18 protein-coding genes and 4 pseudogenes are annotated in these 22,217 nt (G+C 39.3%); 11 read left to right on the top strand and 11 right to left on the bottom strand.

All coding sequences use genetic code 11. From position 1 onward, the window contains the following. Together P253_RS16030 and P253_RS13870 are read left to right on the top strand one after the other, a co-directional pair. Positions 1–660 (top strand): multicopper oxidase domain-containing protein (locus P253_RS16030; protein WP_023274433.1); only part of this gene is annotated, 660 nt, incomplete at its 5' end. Beyond that, a complete protein-coding gene (locus tag P253_RS13870) occupies positions 647–1,567 on the top strand; it encodes a copper resistance protein B (RefSeq protein ID WP_016658841.1) in 921 nt (306 codons plus the stop codon). The genes P253_RS16030 and P253_RS13870, both read left to right, overlap by 14 nt. Before the next feature lie 56 nt (positions 1,568–1,623). On the opposite strand, the pseudogene P253_RS15655 reads toward P253_RS13870, so the two are convergent. From P253_RS15655 to P253_RS13890, 5 genes and pseudogenes are all read right to left on the bottom strand, one after another. Next, positions 1,624–1,899 (bottom strand): annotated as a pseudogene (locus P253_RS15655) (integrase core domain-containing protein); the annotation flags it as partial. A 55-nt stretch (positions 1,900–1,954) separates the two neighbouring features. Continuing rightward, positions 1,955–2,995: an IS481 family transposase gene (locus tag P253_RS13875; RefSeq protein WP_016658839.1), complete on the bottom strand. Its 1,041-nt coding sequence runs from the start codon at positions 2,993–2,995 to the stop codon at positions 1,955–1,957. Positions 2,996–3,097: 102 nt separating this feature from the next. Beyond that, positions 3,098–3,799 (bottom strand): annotated as a pseudogene (locus P253_RS13880) (DDE-type integrase/transposase/recombinase); the annotation flags it as partial. A gap of 209 nt (positions 3,800–4,008) precedes the next feature. Next, positions 4,009–5,313 (bottom strand): Y-family DNA polymerase, encoded by a 1,305-nt coding sequence (locus P253_RS13885; RefSeq protein ID WP_016658837.1) that lies wholly within the window; start codon positions 5,311–5,313, stop codon positions 4,009–4,011. A gap of 15 nt (positions 5,314–5,328) precedes the next feature. Further along, positions 5,329–5,907: a LexA family protein gene (locus P253_RS13890; protein ID WP_016658836.1), complete on the bottom strand. Its 579-nt coding sequence runs from the start codon at positions 5,905–5,907 to the stop codon at positions 5,329–5,331. A 409-nt stretch (positions 5,908–6,316) separates the two neighbouring features. Here P253_RS13890 and P253_RS13895 point away from each other — a divergent pair, with 409 nt between their 5' ends. The 3 genes from P253_RS13895 (at position 6,317) to P253_RS13900 (ending at position 9,342) form a co-directional block, all read left to right on the top strand. Beyond that, positions 6,317–6,763 carry a ribbon-helix-helix protein, CopG family gene (locus P253_RS13895; RefSeq protein ID WP_016658834.1) on the top strand — a complete coding sequence of 149 codons (447 nt, stop codon included), beginning with the start codon at positions 6,317–6,319 and terminating at the stop codon, positions 6,761–6,763. Positions 6,764–7,480: 717 nt separating this feature from the next. Further along, entirely contained in the window at positions 7,481–7,810 is a 330-nt protein-coding gene (locus tag P253_RS15665) for a four-helix bundle copper-binding protein (protein WP_016658833.1), read from the top strand. A gap of 197 nt (positions 7,811–8,007) precedes the next feature. Then, on the top strand, positions 8,008–9,342 hold the full coding sequence (locus tag P253_RS13900; protein ID WP_016658832.1) for an ISNCY family transposase: 1,335 nt from the start codon (positions 8,008–8,010) through the stop codon (positions 9,340–9,342). A gap of 82 nt (positions 9,343–9,424) precedes the next feature. Here P253_RS13900 and P253_RS13905 read toward each other — a convergent pair. The 6 genes and pseudogenes from P253_RS13905 to P253_RS13925 all read right to left on the bottom strand — a co-directional run bounded on the left by P253_RS13905 (position 9,425) and on the right by P253_RS13925 (position 14,077). Continuing rightward, positions 9,425–9,717, bottom strand: a pseudogene (locus tag P253_RS13905) (type II toxin-antitoxin system RelE family toxin). Then, positions 9,707–9,952, bottom strand: a complete 246-nt coding sequence (locus P253_RS13910) for a type II toxin-antitoxin system RelB/DinJ family antitoxin (protein ID WP_016658830.1) — start codon at positions 9,950–9,952, stop codon at positions 9,707–9,709. Before P253_RS13910 ends, P253_RS13905 begins: the two are co-directional and overlap by 11 nt. A 90-nt stretch (positions 9,953–10,042) precedes the next feature. Next, positions 10,043–10,228, bottom strand: a pseudogene (locus tag P253_RS15670) (hypothetical protein); the annotation flags it as partial. A gap of 32 nt (positions 10,229–10,260) precedes the next feature. Next, complete coding sequence (locus P253_RS13915; RefSeq protein ID WP_016658828.1) at positions 10,261–11,574, bottom strand: ammonium transporter; 1,314 nt, start codon at positions 11,572–11,574, stop codon at positions 10,261–10,263. A gap of 395 nt (positions 11,575–11,969) precedes the next feature. After that, positions 11,970–13,286: an ammonium transporter gene (locus tag P253_RS13920; protein ID WP_016658827.1), complete on the bottom strand. Its 1,317-nt coding sequence runs from the start codon at positions 13,284–13,286 to the stop codon at positions 11,970–11,972. A 191-nt stretch (positions 13,287–13,477) separates the two neighbouring features. Beyond that, on the bottom strand, positions 13,478–14,077 hold the full coding sequence (locus tag P253_RS13925; protein WP_016658826.1) for a helix-turn-helix domain-containing protein: 600 nt from the start codon (positions 14,075–14,077) through the stop codon (positions 13,478–13,480). A gap of 281 nt (positions 14,078–14,358) precedes the next feature. On the opposite strand from P253_RS13925, the gene glnT reads away from it, so the two are divergent. The 6 genes from glnT to P253_RS13955 all read left to right on the top strand — a co-directional run bounded on the left by glnT (position 14,359) and on the right by P253_RS13955 (position 22,215). Continuing rightward, entirely contained in the window at positions 14,359–15,750 is a 1,392-nt protein-coding gene (glnT, locus tag P253_RS13930) for a type III glutamate--ammonia ligase (protein WP_016658825.1), read from the top strand. Between the two features lie 44 nt (positions 15,751–15,794). Next, the gene (locus P253_RS13935; RefSeq protein ID WP_016658824.1) at positions 15,795–16,706 is read left to right on the top strand and encodes a class II glutamine amidotransferase; all 912 of its coding nucleotides are present in this window, start codon (positions 15,795–15,797) and stop codon (positions 16,704–16,706) included. Between the two features lie 27 nt (positions 16,707–16,733). Beyond that, positions 16,734–17,459, top strand: a complete 726-nt coding sequence (locus tag P253_RS13940; RefSeq protein ID WP_016658823.1) for a GltB/FmdC/FwdC-like GXGXG domain-containing protein — start codon at positions 16,734–16,736, stop codon at positions 17,457–17,459. Between the two features lie 28 nt (positions 17,460–17,487). After that, entirely contained in the window at positions 17,488–18,822 is a 1,335-nt protein-coding gene (locus tag P253_RS13945; protein ID WP_016658822.1) for an FMN-binding glutamate synthase family protein, read from the top strand. 589 nt (positions 18,823–19,411) lie between these two features. Beyond that, on the top strand, positions 19,412–19,849 hold the full coding sequence (locus P253_RS13950; RefSeq protein WP_123785435.1) for a hypothetical protein: 438 nt from the start codon (positions 19,412–19,414) through the stop codon (positions 19,847–19,849). 41 nt (positions 19,850–19,890) lie between these two features. Further along, a complete protein-coding gene (locus P253_RS13955) occupies positions 19,891–22,215 on the top strand; it encodes a hypothetical protein (RefSeq protein WP_016658820.1) in 2,325 nt (774 codons plus the stop codon). Positions 22,216–22,217 lie beyond the last annotated feature (2 nt).

The raw sequence follows: 22,217 nt of genomic DNA on the forward strand, positions 1-22,217 counted from the left end.
ATGAATCACGATATGTCTTCTATGAAAGGTATGGATCATGATATGTCTTCTATGAAAGGTATGGATCATGATATGCCGATGAATAGCTCTACTGTTAAGGCGGCTTCAGACAAGAATGATAATACCGTATTTGGATGGGCAAATGCTTCAACACCTGAAGGTAATAAAGCATTGCAATATAGTGATTTGCAATCGTTAGATCCTCAAAAAGACACTCGTGCAGCTGAACGTGAAATAGAGATCCGTCTTGGTGGAAACATGGAGCGTTATATTTGGACAATGAATGGTAAAAAATTTAATGAAGCCGACCCACTAGTGGTGAAGTATGGTGAACGTATTCGCTTAAAATTTGTCAATGACAGTATGATGGCTCACCCAATGCACTTACATGGCATGTTTATGCAGCTTGAGAATGGTCAGGATCCAAGCAATATGCCAAACAAACATACGGTAATTGTTCCACCTGGGAAAACGATAACCACTCTACTCACAGCTGATGAGTTAGGTGAGTGGGCTATTCATTGTCACCTGCTTTACCATATGAGTGCAGGAATGATGAATAAACTCATTGTAGCTCAAGTGGAAGATGGTAATTCTACAAAGACTGTTCCTCAGTCCCAAGTAAATGAGAAGGGAGTAAATCCACATGCACATCACTAATAATTTGTTTTCAAAAACAACTTTGATGATTGCGCTATTTGGATTATCAAATCTAACGTTCGCTAAAAATGAAACTCCTGTACAAGAAAGTAATATTACAAATGGTATGAGAGTCTTATTACAGGAGTCTGGTGGCTTAAGATATAGCCCCCAAGAATTGTATCCAGAATATTATTCAATGGAAAATGCAAATGGGGGAGATAATATTATTTTGACTGCAAGAAAGAGATCAGACGGATCTCAGGATGATCATCTTAAAGAACATGGCGGACAAATTTATCAAGTAACAAATCTTGAAAATGCATGGATAGTTGATGAAGATGGTAAGGGTACACTAGAAACGAAGTTTGCAACTTTGATTGGGACAGATGAAAATCGTATATTTATCGAAGCGAATCTAGCAAAGCCAGAAAGCAGTGATATTAATTATGATATATCTGCACTCTATAGTCGTAATGTAGCCCCATTTTGGGATGTGCAAACAGGTGTTCGATATAGTGAAGATAAAAATAACAGCAGCAGCGATCGAGTGGATGGGGTTATTGGTATATTAGGTCTAGCTCCTTATTTCTTTGAAACACAAGCATATCTTTATGGCGGTGAGAATAATTTTTGGGGAGCAAGTTTTGAATTAGACCGTGATTTGCTTTTAACTCAGAAACTTATTACTCAACCTTATATCGAAGCAGATGTAATATTTAGCGATGATTCTAACTATGCTGCAAAATCAGGTTTATCAGAACTAAAAACTGGTATCCAAACCCGATATGAGATTACTAAGCGAATTAGACCTTTCATTGATGTTGCTTACCAATATGAAAAAGGACAGAAAGCCACTTCTATGCAAGAGGCAACAGAGTCTGAAAAGGGATGGAAATATGGTGCAGGTATCGAATTAGTTTTTTAAAATAATATGACTTGGAATCATGAATGGTAGCTTCGGCTACTATTCATGTGTGTGATTCATAGAGATCGTTTCAATTTAGCGATCTCTAAATCCATCTTGTAATTGGCGTGTTGAATCCGTTCATTAGATGGGTTGTATTGCTTATGGACCTCATCAGAGAAAGGGGTTTCTTCACATAATTCAAAGTACCTTTCCATCGGTGTTTTACCTTTCAAAGCTGAATGTGGTCTCATCCAGTTATAGTAATGCTGCCATTCGGCTAGCTTGTCTTGGATATCTTCAGAATTAATATCGACAGTAGCGTAGAACTCAGATTTATCAGTCTTTTGAGATGTACTAGCTCAAACCTGATCTGACAGTTACCCATTTTTTATTGTGCCTGTCAGGTTAAATTTGAGCTAAATTCTTCTCAGCCCAAATCCGTTTTCCATCAAGTAAAGTTTCAAGTGGTGTACGACCACAGCACATTTTTCCTTGATGAGTCCGTTCAGTATTATAGAATTTCAGCCAATCGTCTAGATCAACTTGTAATTCTTCCAATGAGCTATAAAGCTTCTTCCTAAACGTAATTTGATAGAACTCCTGCAAAATCGTCTTATGGAAACGCTCACAGATACCATTTGTTTGCGGCGAAGCTGCTTTTGTCTTCGTGTGATCAATATCATTAACTGCCAGATACAACTCATAGTCATGTTGTTCTACCTTACCGCAATACTCAGTACCTCTGTCTGTGAGGATGCGAAGCATTGGTAAGTCCTGAGATTGATAGAATGGCAACACACGATCATTGAGTAAATCAGCCGCTGTAATCGGTGTTTTTGTTGTATAGAGCTTGCAATGAACGACCTTGCTATAAGTGTCGATGAATGTTTGTTGATAGATTCGTCCAACACCTTTGAGATTCCCGACATAAAAGGTGTCTTGCGCGCCTAAATAGCCTGGATGAGCTGTTTCGATTTCACCACAAGCAACGTCATCCTCATGCTTACGTTCAAGTGCCGCAATCTGCTGATCATTTAATTCAATACCATCCTGTGCCACTTTAGCCTCAAGTGCTTTTAAACGCTTCTTAAAGTTTTCTAAATCATGACGAAGCCATATAGAGCGAACCCCACTCCCTGAAACGAATACACCCTTCTTGCGTAATTCATTACTCGTACGGTGCTGACCATATGCGGGATATTGAATTGCGAAATCAATAACAGCCTGTTCAGTAGTATCATCTACACGGTTTTTTAAATTTGGTACTCGACGGGACTTATTAATCAGTGCGTCAATATCACCAGACTTCACTAATTCCTGATAGCGATAAAATGTATCTCTTGAAACCCCCATCACTTTGCATGCTCTGGATACATTCTGAAGCTCTTCAGCTAAATTAAGCAGACCTACTTTGTGTTTAATGATTTGATTGTTAGTATGCAACATAAGAAAGTTACCTTTGTTTGATTAAGATTTCGACACCTTTATCAAAATGGGTAACTTTCTCTTTTTCAAGAAGAATGTACGATCAAGTCTGAACTAATACATTTGAGAGCGCTCTACCTTGCCATTCAAATGAGGTGAACCTGGTTTATTTGGCCTAAATTTGATTCCATGCTGCATCAATTTTTTCTGTACTTTCTCAGCAAAAAATTCCCGCCCACGATCGGTCTGTATTCGCTGTATGGGAAAAGGCATTTCTTCAATTACGCAGTCTAAAAAGTCGAGCGTATTCGCCGCTGTTCGGCGTTTATATATCCTTAAAACACGATATCGTGTGCAGTCATCGATAGATGTGTACTGATATAGCCCAGGACCCAGTTTACAGGTATCCATTTGAATTCTATCGCCTGGTAGTGGGCGTTCATAACGAATGAAATCTGCTTTACGACGGAATTTTTTAATTGGTTTGACTTGATGGGTGGATAGTACTTTATGGATAGTCGCTAAGGACAACGTGACTCCGTGCAGCCTCATCAATTCTGTTTGCAAACGTCGAGCACCCAGATTTCTAGCCGAGCGCATTTCCAATATTAAGTCCTCTAGCTCAGCATTGATTTTAGTATTTGGAGATTTTAATGGGCGTTTACTCTGACTACTTAATCCATCAATACCTTGCTCAGAATATCGTTTCCACCACTAGCGTAATGTTGGTCTAGAAATGCCACATCTCCGACAGACTAGGCCAGCATCATTGGTCTCTTCAAATAATTTAACCCATACGAGTCTTTGTTGAATTTCTCTGTTCATAGACACTAATTATATTGAAATGATGTCTATGAATCACACACATAAATGATGTAATGCCCATAAGCAGATAGTGTCTATGAAAACACTCATGTTTATGGGCATTTTTTATGTAGATAATCTTTGATTAGGTAGTTGTAAAATACAACTATTTGGCAATCAATAAACAACTATTGTGAAACCAAAACGAAATCAATTTATAGGCAGGATATTTACTTTACACAAAGCAGTTGATCCCACTTAAAGTAGTTCTGTGTTAGTCGATCTCGTGACATATTCCATGTTCTGTTCAGCATTAAACTCGCGCCTAAGGCAATTTTGGTTTTGCCATACTTAAGATGAATCGCTTCAAGGGAATCCATCAAGGAATTGCTGACTTCGATGTGTTTCATATCAGTGAACATGTCATACACATGGTTTTCCTTTGGTTCGAGACACGTCAGAATCACGCCGCATTTCTTGAATGCTATATCCTTTGCATACAGGCCATCAATCATCGTTGTAGCGAGTTTAGAGAGCACCAATAAGTTGTCGGTAGGTTCTGGTAAAGCTAAAGATAAAGATTTGTTGTAGAAGGGCTTTGAGCTATCAAATGGGTTTGATTGAACGAAACCAATCAGACAACCACACAACAAATTATCATCTCTCAGTCTGCTAACAGCATCCATGACATACAGCGACATGGCTTCCTTGAGATCATCTGTGTGATAGACCCTCTGCCCAAAGGAGCGACTAGCAATGATTTGCTTCTTTGCAGGTGGAGTATGTTCCAATTCAATGCAAGCAATTCCATGGAGTTCCAATAAGGTTCTGTGCATCACTACAGAGAATTGGTCTCGGATCATCAGAGGGGAAGCCAAGACAAAATCCATCACTGAATGAATCCCCATACTGTTGAGCCTCTTCGTATGCTTTCGACCAATGCCCCATACTTCACTTACATCAATTGCTTGATATACGCTCTCGGCTGAGCATGGATCCATTGAAACCAAGTTGCATACGCCATTGAAGTAATCGTTCTTCTTGGCAATATGGTTTGCGAGTTTCGCTTCAGTCTTTGAGCGTCCTATGCCAATACATACAGGTAAACCAAGCCAAGAAAACAAACGCTGACGAATCTGATGGGCATATTCAGTCAAGTCGTAATTCCCTGCATGAGCTGTCAGATCCAGAAAGCACTCATCAATCGAGTAAATTTCCTGCTCTTTAGGAGATACAAAATCGGATAGGATTTTTATGAATCTGCGAGACATTTCTGCATACAGTGCATAATTGCTCGATAGCACCTGAACATTATGGCGCTCTACGATGTCCTTGATCTGGAAGAGAGGAACACCCATTTTGATGCCCAAGTCTTTGGCTTCTTGGGAACGTGCCACAGCACAGCCATCATTGTTGGATAGCACAATGACAGGCTTATTGTTCAGACTAGGGTTGAAGACACGTTCACAACTGACATAGCAATTATTGATGTCTACAAGTGCATAGATCTTCTGGTGAGCTACTTGCATGAGCATGAAACCAATCAAGTATTAACGCTTTCTGAATGGCTTGATGACAAAAGTCACTACACCCCAAATTAGCATTTCCTGCCCATCTTGCAGATGAATGTCGGAATACTCAGGGTTCTCTGCTTTAAGCCAACGATTATCATCACTTTCGATCATGAGGCGTTTTACAGTGAACTCATTGTCGATCAGTGCAATCACGATGTCTTCATGCTTGGCTTCAATGCTACGGTCTACAATCAGTTCGTCATCAATCTCAATACCTGCATCTCTCATCGAAAGCGATGCGACCTTCACAATGAAGGTTGCAGCCTCGTTTTTGATGAGGTGTTCATTCATATCCAAGGTTTTGTCTATGTAATCCTGAGCAGGAGAAGGGAAGCCAGCAGCAACCTTTTCTGAAGCCAAGGGAATACTCATCACCGAGCTTGGATTCACTAAGGTAATGGATGCTATATCGTTGAATTTTGTCTTGGTTGATTCTGCTAGGTAGTTCTTGATTTCAATGACACGAGACTCTGGTACTCGAACGACCTTGGTTGGTTCATCATACAATGGTTTTCTTCCTGCACCATCTCTACTACCACCGCGTTGTCCAGCCATATAATTCACTCCCCAATAATTGAATATGTAACATAATCAAAGAATATGGAGAGATTTTTGCTAAGGCAATGAAATTACGATGAATGGTTGATGTGAATCATCAAATGATGTTCCTTTGAGCAGACCTTTACTATGTCAACGTAGAGGTCAAACCAAGAGGAAGAATAGTTAGTGCCGCCTTCGGCGGTGTTTTGGGATAACCGATTAATGCAAATCCAAACCAAAGGAAACCACTATGAAAATCATGAACCGTACCGGGTTTGTCGGAGAGTCAATATTCTCAGAGACTATCCCGATGACAAAATTAAAATATACCCCTGAAATCAGAGAAAGAGCGGTTCAAAAAATTTGAAACCACCATCTTAATGATATACTCTAATTGATATACATTTAGATTGGGTTGTTTATAATGTTGATGCTTCGATTACCTGTAGAATTAGAAAAACAGTTAGATCAACTGGCTGAAAAGAGTCAAAGAACGAAATCATTTTTAGCCAGAGAAGCTATTTCTATGAGTATTGAGAGCTTATCGAAAAAATATATACATGAAAACAAAGGGTTAAGTTACATGAATATTAATCTATATGAAACTCTCGTTAAATTTTTTTCTACACCAGTTAATTTAGAAACTGAATCTAGAAAATCTAAATTTATTATGTTTAGTGAGGACGGGAAATTATTTGTTCACAATAACAAAGATAATATTCGCCCTTTAAGCACTGATGAAGTTGATAATTTTTATAAGATTTTTAAGGAAACTGGAAGTCGATCTCCATCAACCTATACCGATGTAACCTTCAACTCATCATATATTCTTGCTGCACTATCTCATTTAAAAGAACAAGCTATTATTTAAATAGCTTATACAAATAAAAAACCCCGGCATCCTGCCGGGGTTTTTTATTGGAACATTAGGTCTTTGTGCTCTTGCATGTCTTATATAGCGCCATCCTGGTGCTTATTTTTTATTATATGGAACTTCCTGTTCCTGACCATTCAATAATATGAAAATTCCAGTATGCCGCATAGCAGCAAAGGGCCGAGATTCACGTAAGCCTAGGCCTACAAAATAGCCTAAATTTTATCCACAGCAATTGGGGATAGTTTCGCAACCTGGATCCGCATGGAATGGACACTTTCACTCGAATTGATCGTTTTTTAACCGATTTTACTGGCAAAATGTTACAGATCTGCTTAAAAACTCACCAACTTATTACAAAAGCAGATTTCTGCTGATTTATTGGTCATGACTAAATTTTTAAGTGATTGATTATTATATTAATATACAAGTGTACTTTGTATAATATCCATTATGTTAAATAGAGGGAAAATCTATTTTTAAAGTGATAAAATTATTGCAGTTATTTTAAGAATAGCTGCTTTTGATACTTGATCATCTATCCTAATTAAAAACTGTTTTTTAATAATTTGGAATATAAATAAGATTTAGTTAAAATTAACATTATTCATATAAATTAACATTATGTATTACATTTACTAATAATTTAAAATAATTAGTAGAAAAAAATTATGTTTTAATTATTTCTCTGATTATATAAGTTGAGAGTAAAAAATGATTAATACGGAATTTTCAAAGTGTATTTCTGCATGTACAAACTGTTCACTTATTTGTACTGAATGTGCAACTTCTTGTTTAAAAGAAAAAGATTTAGAGATGATGCGTGAATGTATTCAACGTTGTCTAGAATGTGCAGATATTTGTCAGTTATGTGTGCGTATGCAACAACATAACTCACCTTTCCTCAAAGAGATTTGTGAGCTTTGTGCTAAGATCTGTGAATATTGTGCGGAAGAGTGTGAAAAACATTCACATGATCATTGTAAAAAATGTGCTGAGGCTTGCCGTCAGTGTGCAGAAGAATGTCGAAAAATTGCCATGTAAAATACTTCAATAATGTTAATTATATGGCTCTAGACTAACATAATCATTCTGCTAGTCTAGAGCCTTTCCTAAAATTAACATAATACACCTTATACGAAGCCAAAATGTTAGAACCCATTTAAAGTGTCTATATTCTCACCAATAAAAATGTCTAGTTTATGATGGTTTTTATCACCATGGACTGGATATAAATATAGATGCTGATCACTATGTCTGACAAAGAAATTCAACGACTTGCAGTTCTGCAAGACGTTCGAGATCATCGTATTACCCAGGTCCGTGGTGCTGAAATCCTCAATCTTTCAACCCGTCAAATTACCCGGTTATTACAAAAGCTCAATCAAGATGGTGTCTCAGGTATGGCACATGCCAGTCGTGGTCAACCAGGTCATCGTCGCCATGATGATTTATTAAAATCAAAATGTCTTTCCATTATTTCTGAACATCTGCTTGGATTTGGACCCACCTTGGCCCATGAGAAGCTCAGCAGCATGTTTGACCTAGATATCCCGGTAGAAACGCTTCGGCGCTGGATGACTGCAAATGACCTCTGGATTCCGCGATCCAAGCGCCTTAAACGTCCATATCAGCCACGTTATAACCGGGATTGCTTCGGTGAGCTGATCCAGATTGATGGCTCATATCATGACTGGTTCGAAGGACGCGCTGCTAAGTGCTGTTTATTGGTGTATATCGATGATGCCACTGGAAAGCTGTTGCATCTGCGCTTCTGTGAGGCGGAAACGACCTTCGATTATATGCTTTCGACTAGAGCCTACATTGAGCAATACGGCAAGCCTCTGGCCTTTTATAGCGATAAACACTCGGTCTTCCGAGTGAATCAGAAATCGAGCCAGGACAGCAAGATCACGCAATTTGGGCGGATTCTGAATGAGTTAAACATTGATATTATCTTTGCCAACTCACCACAAGCAAAAGGACGTGTGGAACGTGCCAACAGGACACTTCAGGACCGTCTGATCAAGGAGATGCGCCTGGAGGGTATCAGTTCGATTGCCGAAGCAAATGCCTGGCTGCCCTGCTTTATTGAGCAGTTCAATCAGAAGTTCGCCAAATGTGCGCGAAACTCAAAGAATTTACATCGACCATTAACCGAATCTGATGCTGAGCTGGAGGATATTTTTACTTGGCAGGAACCGCGTAAGGTCACGAAGAACCTGACCATCACTTATGACAAGTGTATTTATATGCTTGAGCCAACAGCACTGAATCACAAACTTGTTGGGCAATACATTTCATTTCTGGAGTACCCGGATGGCACTGTAGCCATCATGCACGAAGGCCGAAAGCTCAATTACAGCATCTTCAATAAATTGGCTGGGCTACAGCAAAATGAGATTGTTGAGAATAAAAGATTAGGCTCAGTTCTGGCGCATATCCAGCAACAGCATGAAGAGTTGGAAAAACAAAATAAACGTTCCCGCCTCAAGAAAAGTATGCCGAGTCGTAAAGCTCAGAAAGCTGTTATTGAACAAAGAAATTTAAATCCTGTTCTTGACTCTTGCAGTTAAAAACAGGACATTTTAAATGGTTTATCGCATAGACATTTTAATTGGTGAATAACACAAAAATGGGAGCTTTAAGCTCCCATTTTTAGTCTTTAATTCGCTTTTTCGCTTCGTCATAAACTATGCTATCAGCTCGTTTTCCGACGGTAATGAGCAGGATAACTACCTGATCATCTTTAACTTGATAGACAAGTCGGACACCAGCTTTTAATAATTTGATTTTATAGCAACCTGCAAGATCGCCTCTAAGCATATTCTTTGGAATATGTGGCTGCTCTATGACTTTGGCTAGTTTCTTTTTAAATTGATCTCGTATAGCAACAGGGAGTTTTCCCATTCTGCTGTAAAGTCCTTGTGACGTAAAAGCTTATAAGTCATCTAATGTGACTTCCTCAAACATCTCTTTAGGATCATTAATGCGCTTACGGACAAGAGTTAATAATTCTTCATCTTCTTCCGAAAGCAAAGCTTTTTTGACAGGCAGTTTCCCAGTCGTAGCAACATACTCAAGAATACTAGTGAAGAAATCAGTAGGTGCAATACCTTGCTCTTTAAGGATTGAATAAGATTTTTCTTTAAGGGCTTCATCGATCCTGAAGTTAACAGTAGCCATCATATTTCCCAAGTATTTAATGTACTAGGAATATTGTAATGCAAATTGCATTACAAGTCGTGTTATTCCCAAGTAGAAATGTCCTACCTACTAACCAAATAGAAATGTCCTATATGGACATTTCCAAGTCAGGGCTAAACGCCAGTCGCGAATAGGCATATTCCACTTTTTAGATGCCGCATCAATTGCTAGGTAAATCACTTTACGTACAGAATCATCCGTTGGAAAGACTTTACGCTTTTTGATCGCCTGACGTATTACGCTGTTTAATGACTGAGCACGAGGCTCTTGTTGTTTACTGATTGGAATTAATGGTTATAAGCACTTTCATTGTGGTCAGTTTTATCAAGCCCCACTTGTTCTTGTTCTTCATCTGCACGTAGTGGCATGATTAGACCGACGATTTTGAATAGAATCCAAGACAAGACACCCACATATAAGAAGGTAAATAGAATACTTGCAATTTGAGCAAGGACTTGAGGCACAATCGAAATACCTTCGACATTACCACCCAGTGCCGGAACACAGAAAATACCAGTTAAGATACAGCCGACAATGCCGCCTACGCCGTGTACAGAGAATACGTCCAAAGCATCATCTACGCCCAATTTACGTTTCAAGACAGTGATTGAGAAAAACACTGCGATACTTGCCAAGAAACCAATCATGATTGCACCAAATGGACCAACGAACGCGGCAGCTGGTGTAATACCAACCAAACCACCAATTGTACCAGAAGCTAGACCGAATGCAGTGACATGGCCTGCAACTAGTTTTTCAATAAACATCCAACCTAGGATACCGCCAAGTGTTGCAAGCATAGTGGTCATGAATACCAGTGCAGTAGAACCATCAACAGCAAGTGTAGAACCCACGTTAAAGCCGAACCAACCTGCCCATAAGAAAGCAGCACCGACTAAAACGAACACAACATTATGTGGTGGATTTGGCGCAGTTGGCCAGCCTTTGCGTTTGCCAAGTACCATTGCACCGACAAATGCAGCTACGCCTGCACCAATGTGAACGGCTGTACCACCCGCAAAGTCGAGTACGCCCCAGTTATGGAATAAAGCACCATCACCACCCCAAACCATATGTGCCATTGGCGCATATACAATAATCGTCCATAGTGCAGAGAACAGCACCATTGCACCAAAATGCATACGTTCAGCAAAACCGCCCATTGCAATTGCTGGGGTAATCATGGCGAAGGTCATGAGGAACACAATCAAGATATATTCAGGAATACCGCCTGACATACTTTCGGGCGTAATCCCTGCAAGGAATGCTGTGTTTAAGCCTCCCACAAAACTACCAAGGTTATATACACCTTCTTCCATGCCAGTGGTATCTGTCGCAAGACTATATACAACCACGATCCATAAAATGCCGACCACACTTGCAATGGCAAAAAACTGACTGAAAATAGATAAAATATTTTTTGAGCGGACCATGCCCCCATAGAACAGTGCAAGTCCAGGGATAAACATGAGTAATACGATCACGATGGATACCATTACCCAGACGGTAGCTGGTGCATCAATCGTGTCCTGAGCAAATGCCATTGCTGGAGACAGCATACAGCTTGCGAGCAGTATTTTTTTTAAATTATCCAACATCATGAATGGCTCCCATTAATTACAATATGAATTACATTTAAAAAACCCGTGTTTTGTTGATTAAGCTATGTAGAGAGTATTCTTAAAAAGAATATTTATTTCATGTTTTGTTAAGCAATACATATGCCATACGTCTTAATAAATATTGAATTTTCAAGGGAATACGAAAGAATAAATAAGTTTGATTTTTATATAAATATATGAAAATAAAAGCAAATATAAATAATAAATGTGCCGAATATAGAAATTACACCAATAGTAGTGCTACTTAATGGTTAAGTAATACTTATATATGTGATGATTTAGGAGTATGTAAAATTGTCATAAAAAAACAAAACCGGAAAATGAAATAATTTCCCCGGTTTTGTTCAGTTTTAAGCTGATTCAATAGTGCATTGTTAATGATTATAAGCACGTTCGTTATGATCGCTCAGATCTAGACCACGATGCTCACTTTCAGGACTTGCACGTAAGCCAATCGTTTTATCAATGATTTTCATGATAATCCAGGTCAGAATGCCAGAATATAAAATGGTGACAATAACACTTGCAATTTGAGCACAAACTTGCGGAATAACACTGACATCAGCAACTTTACCGCCCAAAGCAGGAATACAGAAAATTCCGGTCAGAACACAACCGATGATTCCACCGATCCCATGTAGTGCAAAAACATCTAAAGCATCATCGATACCGAGTTTTTTCTTCAATACAGTGATTGCATAATAGCACCCGATGGCGCTGATAAACCCAATCAATAGTGCCCCAAGTGGTCCAACAAATGCACAAGCCGGTGTAATGCCAACTAGCCCGCCAATAGCTCCCGAAGCCAGTCCTAAACCAGTGACGTGCCCAGTTTTTAATTTCTCAACAACCATCCAACCTAAGATACCTGTACAGGTTGCTAGCATCGTCGTAACGAATGCTACAATTGCAGAATCATTGATTGCGAGCGCAGAGCCGACATTAAAACCAAACCAACCGAGCCACAAAAATGCCATGCCCATAAATGTAAAAATAACATTATGAGGAGGCATTGCAGTTTTTGGCCAACCATGACGTCGGCCGAGTACATAAGCGCCGACAAGTGCTGCAACACCAGAGTTGATATGAATGGCGGTTCCACCAGCAAAATCTAAAACGCCCCAATTATGGAACAATGCACCGCTACCACTCCAAACCATATGGTTGACTGGTGCATAAACAATAATTAACCATAAAACACTAAACAAAATGACAGCACTAAATTTCATCCGTTCAGCAAAACCACCAATGGCGATGCATGGGGTAATAATGGCAAAGGCCAACCCGAAGATGAATAGTACGTATTCAGGTACACCACTGACCAATGTAAATTCATCGATACCAATTAGAAAAGCTTTATCGAATCCACCGACAAAACTACCAATATTATAGAGACCTGCTTCCATACCCGTTGTATCAGCAGTCATACTATAGACAAAAGCCGTCCATAATACTGAGACGACAGCAGCAATGCCCATGAACTGAGTTATGATCGACAATACGTTTTTTTCACGAACCATCCCACCATAGAAAAGTGCAAGTCCAGGAATACACATTAATAGGACCAGTAAGGATGAAATGATCATCCAGACGGTGGATGCTTTATCCATTTCCGTCTCTGAGGCAAAACACAGAGAGGGGATTAGCATAATACTGATGATACAAAGTCTTTGTAGCTTGGATGGGTTCATAGTTGCTCCTCATGACAGAAAATTTACCGACTAAGACAAAATCTAAATAAATAAAATCTATTAAATATTCTCTTTGGGATATTTATTTTCCTGCAAGGAATGCAAAACCTATACCACTGCTAATTTTTAAATCAAATTTGCCTAAAAATAAAAAAAGATGGCAGTAAACCATCTTTTTGAGACTTCATTCTCTATTCGTCATGATATGTAGAATAGTTCACCATAGAGATCAGTCGAATAGGTACTTGAATGAGCTTTTCTGGTCCATGTGGGATTTCTCCTTCTAAGGTTAGGCAATCACCAGGTTGGAGGTGGAAGACTTCATCACCGTGACGATACAAAATTTCTCCTTCAATCATATAAAGCATTTCTGTACCTGGATGGGCGAAAGTTGGAAATTCTTCACTCGCATCATCCATACTGACTAAGTAAGCCTCAAAATTCTTATGCGGGCCACGCGAATGGGTGAGCAAATGATAGGTATGACCTTTGTCTGTGCCACGCCGTACCACCTCCATACCTTCTCCTTGTTTGACCAGCATAGCTTGACTGGCTTGCTGATCATACTGACTAAATAAAGTAGAAAGTGGAATTCCAAGAACTTCACATAAGCGGCTCAGCGTTTCTAGGCTGGTAGACACTTGGGCATTTTCAATCTTACTCAGCATACCTTGACTGATATCTGCGATCTGCGCCACTTCCGCGAGTTTTAGCCCCTGTTCCTGACGGTATTTCTTGATTTGAATACCAATATATTGTTCCAGCTTCATACCATTTTTATTTTGTCTCATTTTGGATCAACTCGCACTATTTTGATTCTCGGAATACTGCATCTCATTCAATCCTCTGAAGGAGTAACAATCGATTGGAATATTAAACCTATAAGAAAATTATATTCCCTTCAAGAATAATAATGTTTTTAAGAAAAAAAGTAAAAAAAATAAAAGTTGGCAAGGGATTTGCTTTCTTAATAGGAAAGAAATTTTCTTAAGCTGAATAATGTAATTTCAATAAAAAGATTTGCATTTTTCGAGCCAACCATCGTTTTTGTCATATCGGGAGTATGTCAATTATGCTGCAAAAGGCCGTAAACGAGTTGTTTGATCAACAGGATGTCATAAGCAAACCCATGTACCGTCCGGAAGTACAGCAGGTGATTGATCAGCACAAATTAAAATATGTATTGGCTCAATTCGTGGATATTCATGGTGCTGCTAAAACAAAGTCAGTACCCATCTCTGGCTTAAAAGCGATTGAAGGTGAGGGCGTCGGATTTGCTGGTTTTGCAATTTCAGGTATGGGTATGCAACCACATGGACCCGACTTTATGGTCAAAGGAAGTTTGTCTGACCTTATGCCAGTGCCATGGCAGCCAGGCTATGGTCGTGTAGTCTGTGAAGGCTATGTCAATGGCAAACCTCATCCTTATGATTCACGTTATGTGTTGCGCCGCCAGGTAGAGCGTTTAGCAGAAAAAGGCTGGACTTTAAATACAGGGCTTGAACCAGAGTTCAGTCTGTTCCGTCGTACTGAAGACGGTAAACTGAAAATGGTCGATGACTCAGATAACCTAGACAAGCCATGCTACGACTATAAAGGCTTATCTCGTTCACGCGAGTTCTTGGAAAAACTCACGGAAGCCCTTATTCCAGTCGGTTTCGATATTTATCAAATTGACCATGAAGATGCCAATGGTCAGTTCGAAATTAACTATACCTATGCAGATGCGATGAAATCTGCAGATATGTTCACCTTCTTCCGTATGGCGGCTGGCGAAATTGCCAATGATCTGGGGATGATCTGTTCATTTATGCCAAAACCAGATCCAAAGCGAGCTGGAAATGGTATGCATTTCCATCTCTCAATAGGAAGTGATGATTCTCAAAACTTATTTCATGACCCAAGTGATCCGAGTGGTATGGGGCTGTCAAAAATGGCCTATCACTTTATTGCCGGACTTCTGGCACATGGTCCAGCACTATGTGCCTTCTGTGCCCCGACCGTTAACTCATATAAGCGCCTGGTGGTAGGTCGTTCACTTTCAGGTGCAACTTGGGCACCAGCATTTATTGCTTACGGTTCGAATAATCGTTCTGCAATGGTTCGTATTCCTTATGGTCGTATCGAATTACGTCTACCTGATGCTGGTTGTAACCCATATCTTGTTTCAGCAGCGATTATTGCTGCGGGTCTAGATGGCATTGAACGTGAGCTGACCCCACCTCAACCATGCAATGAAAACTTATATGACCTGACGTTAGAAGAAATTTCAGCACGTGGCATTGAGACTTTACCGCAATCTTTAAAAGAAGCCGTGCAGGCACTCAAAGCAGATCCACTTTTCAGAGAAAAATTAGGTGTCGAAATTGTTGATGAATTTATTCACCAGAAGAGTATGGAGTGGGTGGAATACAGCCGCCATGTATCTGATTGGGAAATCCAACGTTACACCGAATTTTTCTAAAACTTTTAAGAAATAACAAATTAAATCCTCTTGGAGAAAAACTTATGTGTGGAATTGTAGGTTTATATTTAAAAAACCCAGCGCTTGAATCACAACTGGGCAAATTGTTTGAACCGATGCTTGAGTCCATGACTGGCCGTGGTCCTGACAGTGCAGGCTTCGCAATCTATGGTGATGAAGTTCAGGATGGTTGGGTCAAATTGACACTGCAAGCCGTGACAGAAGGTTTTGACTGGAACGTATTCGCGGACACAATAAAAGCAAAATTAAATACTGAAATCGATTGGTTCCAGAATGCCACAGCTGCCGTTGTGAAAGCCAAAACAGATGAAGATACGATTCGTGCAACGATTGCTGAAATTGCACCTGAACTCAAAATCATGAGTGCAGGTCAAAGTATTGAAATTCTTAAAGGTATGGGCTTACCAGTTGAAATTTCAGCACGTTTTGGTTTAGCCAACATGAAAGGCAGTCACATCATTGGTCATACCCGTATGGCGACTGAAAGTGCGGTGACTATGGAAGGTAGTCATCCGTTCTCAACTGGTGCAGATTTATGCTTGGTACATAATGGTTCATTGTCAAACCATGCACGTTTACGTCAAGAACTTAAACGTCAAGGCATTCATTTTGAAACAGAGAATGATACTGAAGTTGCGGCAGGGTATCTCACTTGGCGTTTACAAGAAGGCGATAGCCTTGCACAAGCACTCGACAATGCCCTTGATGATTTAGATGGCTTTTTCACCTTTGCGATAGGCACTAAAGACGGTTTTGCAGTGATTCGTGATCCTATTGCATGCAAACCAGCAGTCCTTGCTGAAACTGATGACTACGTTGCAATGGCATCTGAATATCAAGCCCTTGCTTCTTTACCAAATATTGACAAAGCCAAAGTTTGGGAACCAGAACCTGCGACATTGTATGTGTGGGAACGCTCAAAAGACGCGGCTTAAGAAAAGATCATCAGGAGAATTAAGATTATGAATAGTGCAGTAGCAGAACAATTAAATAAAGTGGAATTAAAAAACACTTACGATTTGAGTGTAGATAGCATTCGTGACCTAAACCAAGCTTTGCATACTCCCGAAGTAGTCGCAGAAATAACAGAATGGACTGTAAAAAATCCAGCGGGACAGCACAATATTGCAGTCGGTATTAAAGCACCGGTGAAAGTAACCATTGATGGCCATGCAGGATATTACTGTGCGGGTATGAACCAAGAAGCAGAAGTCATTGTGAATGGCAACGTGGGTGTCGGTGTCGCTGAAAACATGATGTCAGGTTATGTACATATCAAAGGCAATGCATCACAAGCAGCGGGTGCAACGGCACATGGTGGTTTGCTGGTGATCGACGGTGATGCAGGCGCACGTTGTGGTATTTCCATGAAAGGGGTCGACATTGTGGTGGGCGGTAGCATCGGTCATATGAGCTGCTTTATGGGTCAAGCAGGCCGGTTAGTGGTCTGTGGCGATGCTGGCGATGCGCTTGGTGATTCATTGTATGAAACACGTATTTATGTCAAAGGTGTTGTGAAGTCATTGGGTTCAGATTGTATTGAAAAAGAAATGCGTGAAGAGCATTTGGCGGAACTTGCAGAACTCTTAGAAAAAGCAGGATTTGATGAAGATCCAAAAGCATTCAAACGCTACGGCTCAGCACGTCAGCTGTATAACTTTAAAGTCGATAACGCGTCTGCATACTAATTAAGAACGTAATACGGAGAATAAGATCATGACTCAAACTTACCAAGAATACGAACCAGTGTTACGTGAATCCGCAACGTTTGACCGTCTAACGATTCAAGAAATTCAACGTGCAGCTGCAACAGGTATTTATGATATTCGTGGTGGTGGCACCAAACGTAAAGTCCCTCATTTTGATGACTTATTACTGCTTGGTGCGAGTATGTCACGTTACCCACTAGAAGGTTATCGTGAAAAATGCGGCACAGACGTGGTACTTGGAACACGTTTTGCAAAGAAACCGATCCATTTAAAAATTCCTGTAACGATTGCTGGGATGAGTTTTGGAGCGCTTTCTGCTAACGCTAAAGAATCATTAGGGCGCGGTGCATCCATGGTGGGTACATCAACAACAACAGGTGATGGTGGCATGACTCCAGAAGAGCGTGGTCACTCCCAAACATTGGTATATCAATATCTACCTTCACGCTACGGCATGAACCCAGATGACTTACGCAAAGCGGATGCAATCGAAATCGTATTGGGTCAAGGGGCGAAACCAGGGGGTGGCGGTATGCTTCTGGGTATGAAAGTGACTGAACGTGTAGCCGGCATGCGTACACTGCCAGTGGGAGTCGATCAACGTAGTGCATGTCGTCACCCTGACTGGACGGGTCCAGATGATTTAGCCATTAAAATTGCTGAAATCCGTGAAATTACAGATTGGGAAAAACCAATTTATGTAAAAATCGGTGCAAGTCGTCCATATTATGACGTGAAGCTTGCCGTAAAAGCAGGTGCAGACGTCATCGTACTTGATGGTATGCAAGGGGGTACAGCAGCAACTCAGGAAGTCTTTATTGAGCATGTCGGCATCCCAATTCTTCCTGCCATTCCTCAAGCAGTTCAGGCTCTACAAGAAATGGGCATGCACCGTAAAGTTCAACTGATTGTATCAGGGGGTATCCGTACGGGTGCAGATGTAGCCAAAGCAATGGCATTGGGTGCAGATGCAGTGGCTATCGGTACTGCAGCGTTGATTGCTTTAGGCGACAACCATCCGCGTCTCGATAAAGAACTAAAAGAAATTGGTTCAGCGGCAGGTTATTATGATGATTGGCAAAATGGCCGTGATCCAGCAGGGATTACCACGCAAGATCCAGAGCTGTCTAAACGTTTAGATCCTGTGGAAGGGGGACGTCATCTGGCAAACTACCTTCGCGTATTGGTACTAGAAGCACAAACCATGGCTCGTGCATGTGGTAAATCACATTTGCATAATCTGGATCCTGAAGATCTAGTTGCATTAAACGTTGAAGCTGCAGCAATGGCACGTGTTCCGCTAGCAGGAACGAACTGGATTCCAGGACAAGTGCAGTATTGATTCTGCAAATTCACAAAACAGGATGGCGCTTTGCCATCCTGTTTAATTTCATAGATACATCTTCTTAAACTATTAAAAATAATGCCTAAATAGCCTAAGCATATTAATGTTTTCAAAAAATTCGACCCTAACAAACAAAGCTTAGATAAATATTTGAGCCGTTTCACAGTGAAAAAATTACTTCGCTTGACTATGAACTTACCAATCTGATGAAACCAAAGCTCCAGTAGCAGCTGATTTCATATTGGCAATGGGGAGATCAATTTTTTATCCATGCTTTACGCACCGCTAATTTGAGGTGGCTTTATCTCCTGAAGGGGAGTCTATAACTGAGATCTTAAAACATATTCTTCTAATAATAACCATCTATTGTAATTTTAAGGGTAATAACGAATATTCATAAATAATTGGAAGAAAAATTTTTACACTAAAAATTAATATTTTTTAATATACTGAAATATATCAATAAAAAATGTTTTTTAAATTTTTCATGTGGTGATATTGATTTTACTATATAGCTATGAGAAATTATTTTTACTTGATGATTTTTATATCTTTAACTAATTTTTTGACCAAATGGTATATTGTTATGAGGGATCTTGAAAATTACTTACTTCAATTTGTTCTTGTCTATTGTGCCGATGATCCAGATGTAAATGCACAAGTTAAAAAAATACTGAATAACATCAAGCTGAAAAATAAAAATGAAACTTTATCCCCTCAGAAGAGGAGAGAAACATACATGAAATATTGGCAAAAGATTTTTGAACTTTTAAAAACCAGTCGCTCACTCCGAGCACATTGCTCGTATATACCAATCAAAATACTGATGATGAATTTGGATCGAATGATTAAACCCAAATTGCAAATTGAATTGTTTCAACTGGCTGCAGATAAACACCTAGATAAAAAATTTTTTCTGAATTATTTCGGCTTAAAGAGTTGTAAAGACTTTGAAACCATCCAGTTAAATCAAATCGATTCTGAGTATGTACAGCTACAAAAGCCAAAGAGGCCAGAGTATTAACTGTTTAGGTTGCTGAATAGAATAAGTAGGATGAACAATAAATGTTAAGCGATACAGGATTTCTTGAAGCTTATGAAAAATTAAAGCAGCAAATACTTTTTTTTGACTTTGAAAATATACCCACTGAACTGTCTGATGAGCTGATTAAACTCTATCAAAAAGCACATTCTATCCAGACTCAAATTATTGCAACAAGAAAAATAGGTGCGGAATTCAGATATGCAAGCCTCACTTATTTTGCTTGTATTCAAGCAGAATCCATCAGTAAAGATGCTTATCTGATACTGCAAGCCAGTTATGCTATTGATACATGTTACAGGCAACTAAAGCAGATTGAGGGTTCAGAGAACAAGCAGAAACAAGTTTATGATTTACATAGATATATTTCAAGATATTTACTGGAAATTCAGCCGAATACAGCGCCGTATCGTAGCGAGAGTATTCAAGCGCTAAAATTCTTGGTGAAATTCATTCGAGATTTAACATGTAATACCGAAAATAATAAAACCGAACTTTGGAACAAAATTTATTCTATAGATGAGTTCACACATATTGATATTAAAAATTATATTCATAGTTTTGAAATCATTCTAAAAAATATAGATACAGGAAGAATAACTCACAGATCAAGATTATCTAAAAGGACAGGTAAACTCAGTTGGGCCACTCCCGCCCAGAAATCGCGCTATAGCAGCAGAACAACCACGAGCACGATTGATTTAGGATATGGCGCGACTCTCGATATCCCTCCACCAGGAGTCATTATTGATGAAGATGGAGAGGTAGATATCGAAGAAGAGGCAGTAGAATACTATGCCCAAGATATAGATACTCAAGAGTTTCAGAAACAAATCGTCACTCCATACATTGAGGAAATCGCCAAACATCGTCAACGTCGGCTTCTGCCATTTATTTCTAATCCTTATTACATAGAACCTCAAGCTTTAGCTCGAATCATAGAATTATTTAGTCAGAAATTACAAACAGATACTAAAGAGGGGCAGATGTCTGCTGCCTGTTTACTTTCTCTTGTCACAGGACTCCCGCCTATAGAGCTATTAAATTATCGTAACCTAATCAAACAAGGTGTATTAAGTGAACTTAAGCAAAATAAAAAAACGATATATCTTTTGAACTTAGAGCTTAATATTAGCCAGCAAAAAATAAATATTCTAAAAAATCATCGTATCAATGATGATATATCACATCAACTTTACTTGCCTGCTGCATGGTTTGAGTATTTACCACAAGATACAAATAATATTTCAATCCAGGATATAAAAAAATATTTGAAAAACGTCACAAAAAATCAGTTTGTCGGTCATCTCACAATTGAAAAATTGCAAGCGCAAATCTACTTCCATATTCGATATCAAACATTTAATGAATATCTAGCACATTTGGTGGCTGGTAAGGACGCTAAACATAACTTGCCGGGAATGTACTATGGAGGCATTCCAAAGACAACAGTGAATGAGGCATATTTATGTTATCTAAAAACAGTATTTAATGATGCCGCATTTTTGGACGATAAAGAACTAACACAAGAATATAAAATCCTTGAAAAACGGTTTGCAGAAAATCCTCCTAAGCAAAATGAGCGTTTAGGTAGCCAATTGGCCTTGAGCAAAGATTTTGTAGCCGAAATATTCAGTGTATTGCATCATCACTGTCAAAAAAATATCCAAGTTTCACAGCACCCCATCAAGCAAATCAATGCATATGCTTGTTGGATGTGGCATTTGAATTTGCTTTGTCTTACACGCCGACCTCAGGAAAATTTATTAGGAAATCCTGAAGATTATCTAAGTGAACTTCAGTTTACTTATATAAATGATAAGAAAAACAGCAAATCTAGAAAAGATGGACGTTTTATTCCCATCCCACCGTTTTTTGACAAAGCACTTCAAAACTATCAAAGTTTTTTAAGCTATCTGATGCAACGCTATAAAGCGTTGTTCACTCGTATTTCAGTATTGGCAAAGGTCAATGAGAGTCATCTTTTTGGCTCGATCATAAAGTCTCCGAAGATTTTACCCATCAGTTTAAATGAATGGAAAAAAGTTAAATTAGAACCCCTATCTAGAAATTGGATAAAAAGCTATATGGAAGAGGTTTTACCCAAAAATATGTATGCCAACTGGCTTCGCCATTTTGGTATGAATATGCTTATGGAGAACTCATGTGGGGCATCAAATAATCTTAGTTTTCATTTTATTCAAGCGTTATACGGGCATGATCAGCGTGACCAAGAAATTTTTCATCCACATTCTTCCACTGTACCGCATACATATTTAACTGAGGTCATAGAGAAAATGGAAAAAGTTATCGCTGAACTTCATATCCAGCATTTGGTGCGGAAATAAGT

The sequence above is a fragment of the Acinetobacter indicus CIP 110367 genome, from assembly GCF_000488255.1.
GTDB classification, from domain to species: Bacteria; Pseudomonadota; Gammaproteobacteria; order Pseudomonadales; family Moraxellaceae; genus Acinetobacter; species Acinetobacter indicus.

Excerpts from the sequence above, each read along its gene's own strand:
- P253_RS13920 (WP_016658827.1), bottom strand. The coding sequence starts at position 13,286 with ATGAACCCATCCAAGCTACAAAGACTTTGTATCATCAGTATTATGCTA.
- P253_RS13890 (WP_016658836.1), bottom strand. The coding sequence starts at position 5,907 with ATGGCTGGACAACGCGGTGGTAGTAGAGATGGTGCAGGAAGAAAACCA.
- P253_RS13935 (WP_016658824.1), top strand. The coding sequence starts at position 15,795 with ATGTGTGGAATTGTAGGTTTATATTTAAAAAACCCAGCGCTTGAATCA.
- P253_RS13900 (WP_016658832.1), top strand. The coding sequence starts at position 8,008 with ATGCTGATCACTATGTCTGACAAAGAAATTCAACGACTTGCAGTTCTG.
- P253_RS13915 (WP_016658828.1), bottom strand. The coding sequence starts at position 11,574 with ATGATGTTGGATAATTTAAAAAAAATACTGCTCGCAAGCTGTATGCTG.
- P253_RS13940 (WP_016658823.1), top strand. The coding sequence starts at position 16,734 with ATGAATAGTGCAGTAGCAGAACAATTAAATAAAGTGGAATTAAAAAAC.
- P253_RS13950 (WP_123785435.1), top strand. The coding sequence starts at position 19,412 with ATGAGGGATCTTGAAAATTACTTACTTCAATTTGTTCTTGTCTATTGT.
- P253_RS13945 (WP_016658822.1), top strand. The coding sequence starts at position 17,488 with ATGACTCAAACTTACCAAGAATACGAACCAGTGTTACGTGAATCCGCA.
- P253_RS13925 (WP_016658826.1), bottom strand. The coding sequence starts at position 14,077 with ATGAGACAAAATAAAAATGGTATGAAGCTGGAACAATATATTGGTATT.
- P253_RS13885 (WP_016658837.1), bottom strand. The coding sequence starts at position 5,313 with ATGCTCATGCAAGTAGCTCACCAGAAGATCTATGCACTTGTAGACATC.
- P253_RS13955 (WP_016658820.1), top strand. The coding sequence starts at position 19,891 with ATGTTAAGCGATACAGGATTTCTTGAAGCTTATGAAAAATTAAAGCAG.
- P253_RS13895 (WP_016658834.1), top strand. The coding sequence starts at position 6,317 with ATGTTGATGCTTCGATTACCTGTAGAATTAGAAAAACAGTTAGATCAA.
- P253_RS13870 (WP_016658841.1), top strand. The coding sequence starts at position 647 with ATGCACATCACTAATAATTTGTTTTCAAAAACAACTTTGATGATTGCG.
- P253_RS13875 (WP_016658839.1), bottom strand. The coding sequence starts at position 2,995 with ATGTTGCATACTAACAATCAAATCATTAAACACAAAGTAGGTCTGCTT.
- glnT (WP_016658825.1), top strand. The coding sequence starts at position 14,359 with ATGCTGCAAAAGGCCGTAAACGAGTTGTTTGATCAACAGGATGTCATA.
- P253_RS13910 (WP_016658830.1), bottom strand. The coding sequence starts at position 9,952 with ATGGCTACTGTTAACTTCAGGATCGATGAAGCCCTTAAAGAAAAATCT.
- P253_RS15665 (WP_016658833.1), top strand. The coding sequence starts at position 7,481 with ATGATTAATACGGAATTTTCAAAGTGTATTTCTGCATGTACAAACTGT.